At 72.1% G+C, this 13,168-nt stretch carries 10 protein-coding genes and 1 pseudogene; 5 read left to right on the forward strand and 6 right to left on the reverse strand.

Going from position 1 to position 13,168, the window contains the following annotated elements; genetic code table 11:
* The first annotated feature begins 107 nt into the window (after positions 1–107).
* Positions 108–524 carry a hypothetical protein gene (locus AC2CHG_RS03445; protein ID WP_484524132.1) on the forward strand — a complete coding sequence of 139 codons (417 nt, stop codon included), beginning with the start codon at positions 108–110 and terminating at the stop codon, positions 522–524.
* Positions 517–992, forward strand: a pseudogene (locus AC2CHG_RS03450) (hypothetical protein). Before AC2CHG_RS03445 ends, AC2CHG_RS03450 begins: the two are co-directional and overlap by 8 nt.
* Here the strand turns inward: AC2CHG_RS03450 and fabG are convergent.
* Both fabG and AC2CHG_RS03460 read right to left on the reverse strand, forming a co-directional pair.
* On the reverse strand, positions 965–1,723 hold the full coding sequence (gene fabG, locus AC2CHG_RS03455; protein WP_262013894.1) for a 3-oxoacyl-ACP reductase FabG: 759 nt from the start codon (positions 1,721–1,723) through the stop codon (positions 965–967). The pseudogene AC2CHG_RS03450 and the gene fabG sit on opposite strands and share 28 nt — an antisense overlap.
* Before the next feature lie 103 nt (positions 1,724–1,826).
* Positions 1,827–4,808 carry a S8 family serine peptidase gene (locus AC2CHG_RS03460; RefSeq protein ID WP_484524133.1) on the reverse strand — a complete coding sequence of 994 codons (2,982 nt, stop codon included), beginning with the start codon at positions 4,806–4,808 and terminating at the stop codon, positions 1,827–1,829.
* Positions 4,809–4,985: 177 nt separating this feature from the next.
* Between AC2CHG_RS03460 and AC2CHG_RS03465 the strand changes: the two genes are divergently transcribed.
* Positions 4,986–5,978 carry a helix-turn-helix domain-containing protein gene (locus tag AC2CHG_RS03465; protein WP_262013895.1) on the forward strand — a complete coding sequence of 331 codons (993 nt, stop codon included), beginning with the start codon at positions 4,986–4,988 and terminating at the stop codon, positions 5,976–5,978.
* Between the two features lie 12 nt (positions 5,979–5,990).
* Here the strand turns inward: AC2CHG_RS03465 and AC2CHG_RS03470 are convergent, their stop codons facing one another.
* The gene (locus AC2CHG_RS03470; RefSeq protein ID WP_262013896.1) at positions 5,991–7,643 is read right to left on the reverse strand and encodes an alpha-amylase family protein; all 1,653 of its coding nucleotides are present in this window, start codon (positions 7,641–7,643) and stop codon (positions 5,991–5,993) included.
* Positions 7,644–7,696: 53 nt separating this feature from the next.
* On the opposite strand from AC2CHG_RS03470, the gene AC2CHG_RS03475 reads away from it, so the two are divergent.
* Together AC2CHG_RS03475 and AC2CHG_RS03480 are read left to right on the forward strand one after the other, a co-directional pair.
* Entirely contained in the window at positions 7,697–8,290 is a 594-nt protein-coding gene (locus tag AC2CHG_RS03475; protein ID WP_484524134.1) for a DUF1349 domain-containing protein, read from the forward strand.
* A gap of 70 nt (positions 8,291–8,360) precedes the next feature.
* Positions 8,361–9,023 (forward strand): DedA family protein, encoded by a 663-nt coding sequence (locus AC2CHG_RS03480; protein ID WP_366622424.1) that lies wholly within the window; start codon positions 8,361–8,363, stop codon positions 9,021–9,023.
* Positions 9,024–9,036: 13 nt separating this feature from the next.
* Here the strand turns inward: AC2CHG_RS03480 and AC2CHG_RS03485 are convergent, their stop codons facing one another.
* The 3 genes from AC2CHG_RS03485 to AC2CHG_RS03495 form a co-directional block, all read right to left on the reverse strand.
* On the reverse strand, positions 9,037–10,596 hold the full coding sequence (locus AC2CHG_RS03485; protein ID WP_484524135.1) for a cellulose binding domain-containing protein: 1,560 nt from the start codon (positions 10,594–10,596) through the stop codon (positions 9,037–9,039).
* A gap of 143 nt (positions 10,597–10,739) precedes the next feature.
* On the reverse strand, positions 10,740–12,164 hold the full coding sequence (locus tag AC2CHG_RS03490) for a carbohydrate-binding protein (protein ID WP_484524136.1): 1,425 nt from the start codon (positions 12,162–12,164) through the stop codon (positions 10,740–10,742).
* A gap of 78 nt (positions 12,165–12,242) precedes the next feature.
* Positions 12,243–12,989 (reverse strand): YidC/Oxa1 family membrane protein insertase, encoded by a 747-nt coding sequence (locus tag AC2CHG_RS03495; RefSeq protein ID WP_484524137.1) that lies wholly within the window; start codon positions 12,987–12,989, stop codon positions 12,243–12,245.
* Between the last annotated feature and the right edge of the window lie 179 nt (positions 12,990–13,168).

A 13,168-nucleotide genomic window follows, 5' to 3' on the forward strand; every position in this document is an offset into this window, starting at 1 on the left:
GCCACCGGCGTACGCCGGGACCGTGATCCACGCTAGTCCCCCGGCCCGTCCGGCGCGCCACGACCCGGCGGGCGAGCCGCTACTACACGGATTAGTAGGCTGTGCCGGTGAACGACACCGTGTCGACGACCAGCGCGGCGGCCGCCTCCGCCTCCCCGGTGGACGGGCCGCTCGCCACGGTCGCGATCGTGATCTCGCTGGCGCTCGCCGTCTGGGCCCTGGTGGCGGCGGTACGCCACCGGCCGCCGGACCGGATCCAGTTCGTCGGCCTGGCCGTGCTGGAGGTGGCGCTGCTCGCGCTCACCGTGACGGCTCTCGTCGCGCTCGGCGGCGGCGAGCGGCCGAGCGAGCCGGGTGCGTTCTTCGGCTACCTGGCGACGCTCGTCTGCCTGCCGCCGCTGGCCTGGGTGCTGGCCCGGATGGAGCCGACCCGCTGGGGCTCCGGCATCGTCTGCGCGATCTGCCTGGTCACGCCCGTGGTGGCGGTACGGCTCCAGCAGACCTGGGAGGTCCTCGGTGGCTGACCCGACGACCGCGCACGAGAAGCGCGCCACCAACCGCGGGCCGGGCCGGCTGCTGATCGCCGTCTACATCGTCTTCGCCATCGCCGCGACCTCGCGGGCGAGCCTGCAGATCGCCACGAAGTTCGACGAGGCGCCGGTGGCGTACCTGCTGTCCGCGGTGGCGGCGCTGATCTACATCGTGGCGGCGGTCGGGCTGGCCCGCGCCGGGCACACCGGACGTCGGGTCGCGCTCGCCTGCTGCACGGTCGAACTGGTCGGCGTGCTCGGCGTGGGCGTGCTGAGCATCGTCGACAAGGATCTGTTCCCGGACGAGACGGTCTGGTCCGACTTCGGCAGCGGCTACGGCTACGTGCCGCTGGTGCTGCCGGTGCTCGGCCTGTTCTGGCTGTGGCGCACCCGGCGCGACCCCGCCTGAGCGGGCCCGCGCCGGGTCGGGCCGGTCAGTCCTTCGGACCGCCGGCGACGTAGATGACCTGGCCGGAGACGAAGGACGCGCCCTCGCTGGCCAGGAACGAGATGGTGTGCGCGACGTCCTCCGGGCGGCCGGGACGGCGGACCGGGATCTCGGCGGCGGCGTGCTTCTGGAGGTCGTCGAAGTCGACCTTCATCCGGGCCGCGGTGGCGGCGGTCATGTCGGTGACGATGAAGCCCGGCGCGACCGCGTTGACAGTCACCCCGAACGGGCCCAGCTCGATCGCCAGCGTCTTGGTGAAGCCCTGGAGACCGGCCTTCGCGGCCGAGTAGTTGGCCTGGCCCCGGTTGCCGAGCGCGGACGTGCTGGACAGGTTGACGATCCGGCCCCACTTCGCCTCGACCATGTGCTTCTGCGCGGCCTGGCTGAACAGGAACGCCCCGCGCAGGTGCACGCCCATGACCGTGTCCCAGTCGCCGTCGGTCATCTTGAACAGCAGGTTGTCGCGCAGCACGCCGGCGTTGTTGACGAGCACAGTCGGCGCGCCGAGTTCGGCGGCGACCCGTTCCACGGCGGCCTCGACCTGGGCCCGGTCGGACACGTCGGCGCCGACGCCGAGCGCCCGGCCGCCGGCCGAGCCGATGGCGTCCACCGCCTCCTTGGTGGCGGACTCGTCGATGTCGACCACGGCGACGGCCATGCCGTCGGCCGCCAGCCGGCGGGCGGTCGCCGCGCCGATGCCGCGCGCGGCTCCGGTGACGATGGCGACGCGGGGCTCCTCCGACATGCTTACCTCCCGGTAACTTGTGGCTCGATCGGAGGAGCTTAACCCGGGCCGGCGACGGCGGGGCCGGACGACGCTGTCCGGCCCCGCCGCGCTCACCGGCGGGTCAGTTGACGCTCACCACGGTTCCGGTGCCGCCCGCGTACTCGATGTAGCCGGTGTGCCGCCCACCGGGCAGCCCCGACCACGTCGTCGTGACCGTCAGCGGGGTTCCCGGCGTGGCCCTGGGGTTCTTCGGGGACACCGTCAGGTTCCCCACTCCTCCCTTGTCGGTGACCACGTTGGCCTGCACCGTGTACGGCGTGGCAGTGGTGCCCGGCGCCATGTCGCCCCAGACGACCACCGCCACGCGGTACGGCTCGGCCGCGGGCTTGAGGACGAACCGCTGCTCGGCCGCGGGGTAATCGGAGAGGTCGGCCAGTTCCGCGACGCCCTCCACCACGCGGTAGATGACGACTCCGAGCTGTGCCCGCGGATCGTCGGTGCGGACGGTGACCTCGGCCGCCTTCGTGCCGGTGCCCAGCGAGACCTCGTACTCCTTGCCCCAGATGTCCTCGGGGGTGACGGTGTCGGATGCCGGCCGCCCCGCGACCATCCCGTATGCCTTGATCGGGAACTTGGCCAGCCCGGGGGTCACCTCGAAGCTCAGCGAGCCCTTCGCGCCGCTGCCCTGCACCTGCTCCGGCGCGGTAGCGGTGTGCGGGGTCACGACGATCGGGCTGCGCGCGGTGGTGCCGGCGCCCGTCCAGGTCAGCCCACCGCGGATCGTGTCCGGTCCGGTGGCCGAGGTGAGCTGCATCGTGACGGTGAACTCCCGGGTCTCCCCGGCCGAGCGGAAGCGCAGCGTCGAGGGGGTCACCTTGACCTTGACGCCGGGCAGGTCGACCTTCGCGGTGTAGACGCCCGGGGTGACCGCGGTGACCCGGCGGGTGACCGTCCGGGTGCCGAAGAGGTTCTCGACGCGGATGGACGGATAGTTCAGGTCACTGCCGGCGATCGGGGCGACCCCGCTGCCGGTCCGGTACCCCTTGCCCTCCAGGTAGCCCAGCCAGTCGGCCGCCGACGCGTCGTAGACCACGCCGGGGTTGAGCATCCGGGTCGGGTCGACGTGACCCGTGCCCTGCGCCCAGACGTCGGTGTTCGGTGCGCCGGTGGTGGTCCTGGTGGCGTAGGTGGTGGTCATCAGCGCGGACTTGATCTCGGCAGGCGTCGCGGTCGGACGCTCGGCGAGGTAGATCGCGGCGAGGCCGGCGACGTGCGGCGTGGCCATCGAGGTGCCGCTGTAGAAGTCGAAGTTCTTCCCCTCGCCGCGCGGGGAGACGGCCGCGAGGATCCCGACACCGGGGGCGGTGAGGTCCGGCTTCAGCAGGTCCTGGTTCTTCAGCGACGGGCCGCGCGAGGAGAACGCCGCCACCTGGGGGTACGGCTGGTCGTTGCCGGTCGGCAGCAGCGTGACCTGCGCTCCGGGGGTGGCGGCGTAGTCGAGCACCGTCTGCGTGTGGGGCGCGTTGACGTGCACAGTCGGCAGGCCGTGCAGGTCACCGCTGAGGTCCTGGACGGACGGGTTGCCCAGCACCATGCCGACGCCGCCGGCCCGGGCGACCTCGGCGGACTTCGCGGTACGACCGATGATGCCCCGGAGGCAGACCACCACCTTGCCGGTGACCTTCGCCGGGTCGAGGGTGCCGGGGGCGCAGTAGTCCGCGTCCGCGTCGGTGGCTCCACCGGCCTTCGCGGCCCGGGACGCGATGAGCGGCTTCGGGCCGAACGTCGTGGCGACTGTGGTGCTGGTGCCGTTCACGAGGGTGCCGTCGCCCAGTTTCACGCTGGCCGAGTACGACGCGATGGTGCTGGCGCCGACCGTCATCTCCCACGGCGTGGTGTTGTCCAGCGAGCTGCTCGACGGTCCGCTGTTGCCGGCGGCCGAGGAGATGAAGATGCCGGCGGACGCGGCGTTGAGGAAGGCGAGCTTGGCCGCGTCCCCCGGGCTCGACTCGGACGAACTGCCGATCGAATAGTTGATCACATCGACGCCGTCTGCGACGGCCTGGTCGACAGCGGCGACGATGTCGACTGTGGTGCCCCTGCCGCCGCCGTCGGTGTCGTTCCAGAGGACCTTGTAGACGGCGATCGCGGCCCCGGGCGCCACTCCGGAGATCGCCCCGAAGTCGATGCCGCGCTCACGGACCGGGACCGCGGTGTTGCCTGCTGCAGTGCCGGCGGTGTGGGTGCCGTGCCCGTGCGCGTCGCGGGGCGACTCGTAGTCGGCGCGCTCCTCCGGCGGAACGGCCTGCTTCCAGCCCTCGCCGAAGTAGCGGGCACTGATGATCTTCTCGTTGCAGGCGCTCGCGGTGAACTCCTCGCCGGTCTGGCAGGTGCCCCGGAACGTGCCGCCGTCGGCCTTGCGCATGACGGTGGCCGAGCCCTCCCGGTACGGCCGGTAGGGATCCGCGGTGGTCGGCGCGGTGGTGCCCAGCGCCGGGGCGGCGAACGACGAGTTCTCCGGCCAGATCCCGGTGTCGAGCACGCCGACGACGACGCCCTTGCCGGCCTCGGCCGTGCCGCCGACCTTCGACCACACGCCGTCGCGGCCGGACAGCTTGAGGAAGTCCACGGAGTTGCGGTCGTCAGTGGTCGTGTAGACCTTGTTCGGCGAGACCGACAGCACGTCGCCACTGAGCTGCAACCGCGCCGCCTGGGCCGGGGTCAGGTCGGCGACGAAGCTGTTCGAGACGACGTAGTTGCTGCGCCGCGCCTGCGCGCCCACGTTGCGCGCCACCTCGCGGTGCCGGCTCGTCAGGTGGTCGCGGTAGCGCCGGGCGGCCGGGCTGCCCACGTCGACCTTCCCGCCCTTGGCGGCCCTGGTCGCGGCGATCCCGGCGACCCCGCCCTCGTAGGTGGCGAGCGGCTTCTCGGTGAGCGTGACGACATAGGTGCCGACGGTGCCGCCGGAACGGGCGGTCAGCACGTCCGCCGGTGCCGGAGGGGTCGTCTGACCGGATGCGGGGACGGGATTGAACGTGACCGCCAGCGCGGTGGCTGCCAGCGCGACGCCGTAGCGGAAGGATGGTCGATACCTACGGGCCATTGCTCCTCTTCCGGGAACCAGGGGTGATCAGATCCGGTCCCGCCCGGCAGGGTCACCGGTTGGGATGGGAAGTAGTGAACGTCCTGGCAGGGATCCAAGTCGAGATATCTTCGTGTCCTCTTCGGCCACGTGGCGGAACCCGCCACGGTGGAGGAACAACGGCAACAGGCAGGTGCGATGCGATCCGATCCGGTCCTGGGCGCGCTCGGCGTCGGTGCTTTCGACGAGCGGGTCTACCGGCTGCTGCTGGCGGAACCCCGGCGTCCGCTGGCCGCGAGCGCGGACGCGCTGGCAGCCACACCGACCCGGGTACGCACCGCCGTCACCCGGCTGGCGCGACTCGGCCTGGTGCGGCGGATCTCACCCGGCCACTACGAGGCGGTGAGCCCGGAGGCGGCCCTGACGACGCTCGTCGCCCGGCGGCGGCTGGCGCACGAGACGGCGCTCAACGGCGTACAGGCCGCGATCGGCGACTTCGACCACCTGTTTCGCACCGCACGGCTGAGCGACCCGGCACGTTGGGTGGAGGTGGTGACGGGCGCGGCGGTCGCCGCCCGGATGGACGAGGTCACCACGTCGATCCGGACCCATTTCTGGGTGCTGGACCGGCCGCCGTACCGGACGGAGATCGCCGGTGTCCCCCGCACCAACGAGGCGGAGGCCGCGATGACCGCGAGCCTGGTCGCCCAGGGGGTGGATCTCCGCTCCGTCTACTGCCCGGACTCGATGTACCGGCCCGGCCGGTTCGAGCTGCTGGTGCGGCTCAGCGAGGCGGGCGAACAGGCACGGATGCTGCCCAGCCTGCCGTTCAAGCTCCGGATCGTGGACCTGCGGGTGGCTGTGGTCTCGCTCACCGGCGACGGCTACGACAACCTGGCGCTGATCCACCCGTCCGGGCTGCTCGACGCGCTCATCGAACTGTTCCTCGTGTACTGGAACCAGGGCACGCCGCTCACAAGCGACCGGCCGCCGGTCGAGGACGGGCCCAGCGACGAGGAGCTGCTGCTGTTGCGGCTGCTCCGGGCCGGGCTGAAGGACGAGGCGATCGCCCGCCAGATCGGCGTCAGTGCCCGCACCGCCACCCGGCGGATCGCCGCCCTGATCGACCGGCTGGGGGCGACCAGCCGGTTCCAGGCGGGTGCCGAGGCGGCGGCGCGGGGCTGGCTCTGACCGGGTCCACGCCTACCGATCGTGGCCCCGGCAGAGCCGGATCCACCGGTAGCCGTACCCGGCGAGCTTGAGCCGGTCGAGCTTGCCCACGTCCTCGTAGTTGCGGTCGCTGAGCACGTCGATCGGCAGGTCCGCCTCCGGCGCCAGCGTGCTCAGGTCCACCTCCACGTCCTCGGTCCCCAGGTTGTGCAGGAAGACCATCGTCCCGGTACGCCCGTCGGCGCGGTGCGCGAGCACGCCCGGCGGCATCGGCACGTCGATGTGGGTGGTGCTGCCCGAGCCGGTCTCCGGCGCCTCCCGCAGCGTCCGGATCATCCGCTCGAACCAGCCGAGCAGCGACCGCGGGTCCTTGCGCTGGGCGGTCACGTTGACGTTCTGGTAGCCGTACTCGCCCTTGTCGATCACCGGGCGGACCAGCTTCTCCGGCTCGGCGGCGGAGAAGCCGGCGTTGTCGGCGTAGGACCACTGCATCGGGGTACGGATCGCGTCGCGCCCGTCCAGCGACAGGTCCTCCCCCATGCCGATCTCCTCGCCGTAGCGCAGCACCGGAGTGCCGCGCAACGAGAACTGCAACGAGTACGCCAGCTCCATGTGCCGGCGGTCGTTGCCCAGCATGGGCGCCAGCCGGCGGCGGATGCCCCGGCCGTAGAGCTGCATGTTCTCGTCCGGGCCGAACTTCGCCAGCACGTCGTTGCGCTGGTCGGCGGTGAGCCGGGACAGGTCGATCTCGTCGTGGTTGCGCAGGAACGTGGCCCACTGGCCGCCGGTGGGCAGCTTCGGGGTGTCGCGCAACGCCTCGATGATCACCTCCGGGTCCTCACGGGCCAGGGCGAGCATCAGCCGGCCGTTGAGCATGAAGTCGAACAGCATGTGGATCCGGTTGCCCGAACCGCTGCCGTCACCGAAGTAGACGGGCAGCTCGTCCGGCTCGACGTTCGCCTCGGCCAGCAGGACCGCGTCGCCGCGCCGCCACTGCACGTGCTGACGCAGATCGGTGAGGAAGTCGAAGTCCTTCGGCGAGTTCGGGTTACCCGGTTCGGTGCGCTCGATGATGAACGGCACGGCGTCCATCCGGAAGCCGGAGACGCCGAGCTGGAGCCAGAACGAGGTGATCTTCTTGATCTCCGCGCGGACCTTCGGGTTCTCGATGTTCAGGTCCGGCTGGAACTTGTAGAAGCGGTGGTAGTACCACGCCTTGGCGGTCCGGTCGTAGGTCCACGTCTCGTGCTGCTCGCCCGGGAACACCATGCCCTGGTGGCGGTCGGCCGGCTCGTGGTCGGCCCAGACGTACCAGTCCCGGTACGGCGAGTCCGGCGAGGACCGGGCGGACTGGAACCACGGGTGCTGGTCGGAGGTGTGGTTGACCACCAGGTCGATGATGACGCGGATGCCCCTGTTGCTCGCCTGGTGCAGCAGTTCGGCGAAGTCGCCGAGCGTGCCCAGGCGCGGGTCGACGTTGTAGAAGTCGGTCGCGTCGTACCCGTCGTCCTCGTTGGGCGAGGGGTGGATCGGGTTCAGCCACAGGCAGGTCACACCGAGCCGGGCCAGGTAGTCCAGCCGGCCGATCAGCCCCTGGAAGTCACCCACCCCGTCGCCGTCGGAGTCCGCGTACGTGTCGACGTCGAGGCAGTAGACGACCGCCTCCTGATACCACCTGTCACCCATGCGAGGACTACTTCTCCGAACGCGCGCGACGGCAAACCCGGTACGGTGCTCCGATGAGCGAGGAGGCGTACGACTGGTTCGCCGGCACCTGGCTGAACCCGCCGGAGCGAGCCGAGCCGGTAGACGGCGGCCTGCTGGTCGAGCCGCGCGGCGGCAGCGACTTCTGGCGGCGCACCAGCTACGGCTTCGTGCACGACGACGGCTCGGCGCTGCTCGCGCCGTTCGGCGTGGACAGCGCCGTGGAGGTGTCGTTCGTGCTCGACTACACGGCCCAGTTCGACCAGGCCGGCGTGCTGGTGCGGGTGGACGACCGGCGGTGGACCAAGGCCGGGGTGGAGGTGAGCGACGGCGCGCCGCAGGTCGGCGCCGTGGTCACCGACGAGTTCTCCGACTGGTCGGTGGCGCCGGTGCCGCAGTGGTCGGGCCGGGAGGTGACGGTCCGGGTGAGCCGGGCCGGGGACGCGCTCACCGTACGGGCCCGGTGCGCGGACGAGCCGTGGCGGCTGGTCCGGGTCGCACCGCTCGACCCGGCCGCGCAGGCGTCGGCCGGGCCGTACTGCTGCTCGCCCAGCCGGGGCGGGCTGCTGGTCCGCTTCACCGGCTGGCGGCGGGGTCCGGCGGACGCCGCGCTGCACCCGGAGGCCTGAGTCACAGGTGTGACACCGGCCGGTCCGGGTAACACCTTCGGATCTCCGGCTCTCGCGTGGAAGGACCGCCATGGCCCTGGCCCAGGACGTCGACCCGAACCAGTTCACCGGGCTGACCGGCTGGGTGGCGAGCGTGATCGACTCGCTCGGCGCGGTCGGTGTGGCGCTGCTGGTGGCGCTGGAGAGCATCATCCCGCCGATCCCGAGCGAGATCGTGCTGGCGATGGCCGGATACCTGTCCGCCGAGGGCCGGTTCAACGTGGTGCTGATCGTGGTCGCCGCGACGGCCGGCTCGCTGCTCGGCGCGCTGGTGCTCTACTGGCTCGGCGCGGCGCTCGGAGAGGACCGGCTCAAGCGCTGGCTGGACCACATCCCGCTGGTCGACCTGGAGGATCTGGAGAAGGCCGACCGCTGGTTCGAGCGGCACGGCCGGTGGGCGGTGCTGATCGGCCGGGTGGTGCCTGTGGTGCGCAGCCTGGTCTCGATCCCGGCCGGCGCCAACCGGATGCCGCTGGGCGAGTTCATCCTGCTCACCACGCTCGGCAGCGGCGTGTGGAACGCCCTGATCGTCGGCGCGGGGTTCGCCCTCGGGTCGCGGTGGGAGGACGTCGACAGGTACAGCCAGTGGTTCAACTACGCGATCTTCGCCGTCTTCGGCTTCATGATCGTGAGCTGGGCGGTGAAGAAGGTGCGCCGGCGGCGCGCCCGGCAGTCGGTGACCACCGGGCGCTGACCGCCGCGCGGGCTCAGAAGCCCGCGGTGATGCCGGTGAACTCCCAGGTGTTCTGCGCGATGCCGGAGCAGTTGGCGACCACGCCGCCGCCCGGGCAGGGCCGGTCCCGGTTGACCGACCAGAACGTGAACCGGGCCAGGCCGCGCGCCTTGGCCCAGTCGCGGATCTGCGTCCAGGTGGCCGGCGAGGTCAGCTCCTGCTGGTCGGAGAGGCCGTTCATGCCGGACAGGCCCATGTGCGCGTACGCGGTGGCGTCGGACCAGCCGAACGCGTTGCGCAGCGCGGTCTTCAGGCCCTCGGCCGCGTTCACCGTGTTCTGGTACATGTTCGCGCCGCCGCCGAAGTCGAACGGCATGATCGTGAACACGTCGATCCCGGCGCCTTTTGCCGCCGCCTGGTTGATCAGCCGGGTGCCGTAGTACGACGGCCCGGTGGTCGAGGTGCCGAACGTGATGATGGTCTTGATCCCCGGGTTGTTCTGCTTGACGATCTTCAGGGCGTCCAGGATGCGGTCCTGCACCACCTCGTTCTCGAACTCGTCGCTGTTCTCGATGTCGATGTCGATCGCCTTCAGCCCGTACGCGTTGATGACCTGCTGGTACGCGCCGGCCAGCGCGGCGGCGGTCGAGCAGTTCGGGCCGAGCTTGTTGCCGCTCCAGCCGCCGAAGGACGGGATGACGTCGCCGCCGGCCGCCTTGATCGCGGCGATGGTGGCGGCGTGCGTGCCGCCGGTCAGCGGCCCGGTGCCGTCCCAGGCCGGGGTGCAGCCGCCGCCGGAGAGCACGAACGCGATGGTGAACCACTTGATCCCGGTCGCGCCCATCACGGTGGCGGGCGCGGGCGGGTCGCCCCAGCCCGGGTAGAGGTAGGGCGCGGCGGCCATGGCACCGCCGCCGCCGGTGCAGCCGCTGGTGGTGGCCGCGACCGCCGCCGACTTCGCCGACTCGCCGCTGCCGTTGTACGCGGTCACGGTGTAGCTGTGCCCGCTGCACGCGGCCAGCCCGGAGACGGTGGCCGAGGTGCCGGTGACGGTGGCCCTGACGGTGCTGCCCTCGTACACGCGGTAGCCGGTGACCGTCCCGGAGACGGCGTTCCAGGCGAGCGAGACCGAGGACGCGGTGGTGCCGGTGACCCGCAGCCCGCCGGGGGTGGCGGGCGCGCCCGGGTTGCCGGGGTTGCCGCCGGCGCAGGAGGCGCCGTTGACTGTGCAGTTCACCGGGTCGCCGGTGCCGCTGACGACGAAGCCGAAGCTGGTGCTGGCGCCCGGGGCGAGCGCGCCGTTCCAGGACTGGTTGACGGCGGTGACGTGCTGGCCGGAGGTGGTCAGCCGGGCGTCCCAGAAAGAGCCGAGCGTGCTGCCGGCCGGCAGGTCGAACTGGACGTTCCACGAGGAGATCGCGGCGGAACTGTCGTTTGTGACGGTGAACCGGGCCTCGTACCCGCTGCTCCAGCTGGAGGTGCGGACGAAGGCCGCGGTGGCGGCGGAGGCGGGCGGCGCGGCGAGCAGGGCACCGGCGACCACGGCGGTGGTCAGCGCGGCGGCGAGCGTCGCCAGGCGGGGGCGGAGTCTCACGGCGTCCTCCAGGGGACGGGCGGGGGTGGAGAGGAATTCACAACCGTCGACGTGCGCCTATTATTAGGAGTGTTAACTGTTTCTGTCCAGCACCGACGCGGCCCGAACCCCGGAGGGAGTCCGGGCCGCGTCTCGACCGGGCTTCAGCGACGGAAGGTGAACCAGTTGACGTTGACGAAGTCGGACGGCTGGCCGCTGCTGAACGTCAGGTAGACGGTGTGCCGGCCGGTCACCGCACCGACGTTGCCCGGCACCGAGCGCCAGGTCTGCCAGCCGCCGGTGTTGCCCACCGCGAAACTGCCGATCGGCGGCGCGGTCGGGCTGTCCACCCGGACCTCCACCAGCCCGCTCACCCCGGACGCCGCGCCGGAGGCGACCCGGGCCACGAAGTCGCGCGGCGGCGTGGAGCCGAAGTCGACGTTGTCGTAGCGGGCCCAGTCGCCGTTGGCGAGCCAGCCGATGTCCTGGCCGCCCTCGGCGCACGTCTCCACCTGCACGCCGTTCTGCGCGTTGAACGACTCGGCCTGGATCGTCGCGTAGGCGTCGCGCACCCCGCCCGGCGGCGGCGTGGTCGGCGTCGGCGACGGGTTGCTCCCGCCGCCGCGGGTGTAGACGGCCACGTAGTCGACGAGCATCGACCGGCCGGACACGGTCGAGGCGGTGGGCGTCGCCGAGCCGGCCACGCCGTCCGGGAAGCCGCCGCCCATCGCCACGTTGAGCAGCAGGAAGTAGCCGGCGTGGTTGGTCATCTGACTCCAGTACGGCTCACCGATCTGGTTCTGCCCGACGGTGTGGAAGAGCTGGCCGTCGACGTACCAGCGCAGTTGCTGCGGGCTGATCGAGGCGTCCCACTCGAACCGGTAGGTGTGGAACGCCGACTGGCAGGTGCTGCCCGGGCAGGCCCGGGACGCGCCGATGCCGTTGAACTCCCCGCACGGGCCGCCCGGCGCGACGCCGCAGTGCAGGACGCCCCAGACCGAGTTGATCCCGTTGACGTTCTCCATCACGTCGAACTCGCCGATGCCCGGCCAGTTCTGGTAATTGCCCCGGTACGGCGAGCCGAGCGCCCAGAACGCCGGCCAGTACCCGGACGCCGCCGCGCCTGTCACGTTCGGCATCTGGATCCGGCCCTCCAGTGCCAGCACGCCGCCCGACGGCGGCTTGAAGTTCGCCCGTACCGTCTCGATCCGGGCCGAGGTCCAGCGGCCGGCCGAGTCCCGCAGCGGCGTGATGCGCAGGTTGCCCGAGCCGTCGTGGGCCAGGTTGGCGGTGCTGGACGTGTAGGTCTGGATCTCGCCGGTGCCCCAGTTGGCCGGGCCGCCCGGGTAGCCGGTGCCGGTGTCGATGATCCAGTTGGCGGACGAGGGCAGCGTGCCGGCGGAGCCGGTGAAGTCGTCGCTCCACACCAGGTTCCATCCGGACGGCGTCGGGGGCACGGCGGCCTGGGCGGTCATCGAGACGCCCGCGAGCGCGGTGGTGAGCGCGAGGACGCCGGCGGCCAGGGCGAGCCGGCGGCGTGATCGGGGCACGGTGGCGGAGGCGGCCGCAGCCGCCGGGATCGGGTTCATTCGGGGTGCCTCTCTGCGGGGACGGGTCCGGGAGAGCGCTCTCTGAGAGCGATTTCTACGCGCCCGCCCCCGCATTTGTCAACGCTTGTCGATGGCTGCCGCCGGCTGCGGCCGACGCAGCACCACCTGCTCCAGCGCCGTCCACGCGGTGGTGGTGACCAGATAGAGCACCGCCGCCAGCGGCACCACGAGCGCCACCAGCACCGTGCCGTACGGCAGCAACGGCAGCACCCGCCCGAGCACCGCCGCGCCCGGACCCTCGGCCGGCGTCCCGGCCACCGTGCCGGTGGCGGCAGCCGCCCGGCGCATCCGCCGCGACGACCACCAGGCCAGCGCGAGCAGCGCGGCCAGCAGCACCCCGAACACCAACGGCACCGGGCCGGCCAGCCCGTCGCCGAGGTGCCACCCCAGCGGTACGCCGGCCAGCCGCTCCCCCAGCAGCTGCGGCGCGCCGTCACCGGTGGCGAACAGGCGGTACATGACAAGGAAGAACGGCGCCTGCAACAGCGCCGGCAGACAACCCGCGACCGGGCTGGCCCCGGCGTTGCGGTAGAGCGCTAACAGCTCGCTCTGGAGGCGGGCCGGATCGTCGGCGTACCGGCGCTGGAGTTCCCGTACCTCGGGGGCGAGCGCGGTGCGGCGCCGCTCCCCGCGGACCTGGGCCACCGTCAACGGCGAGATCAGCAGCCGGACGGCGACGGTGAACAGGACGATGGCGGCCGCCGTGGCGGCGCCGCCGGTGAGCGGGGCGAGCACGTCGGCGAGCCAGGTGACGACGGTGGCCGCGGCCGAGGCCGCGGAGTGCAACGGTGCGAAGGCGAGCATGGGTGGACCCCTCGATGGCGATTCCGGGTGTCCCGGGCGGCGACGTGCCGCACGGCGGGACGGATGACGACGGAATCGGCCGCGGAAGCCGGGGAGGGCGGGCCGCCGACGCGGGCCGGGAGGTGGCTACGCGGCCGAGGGGCGCAGGCCGGGTGCGCGGGGCCGCGGACGGCCCGGCG

This window comes from Micromonospora sp. ATLC20 (genome assembly GCF_057196585.1).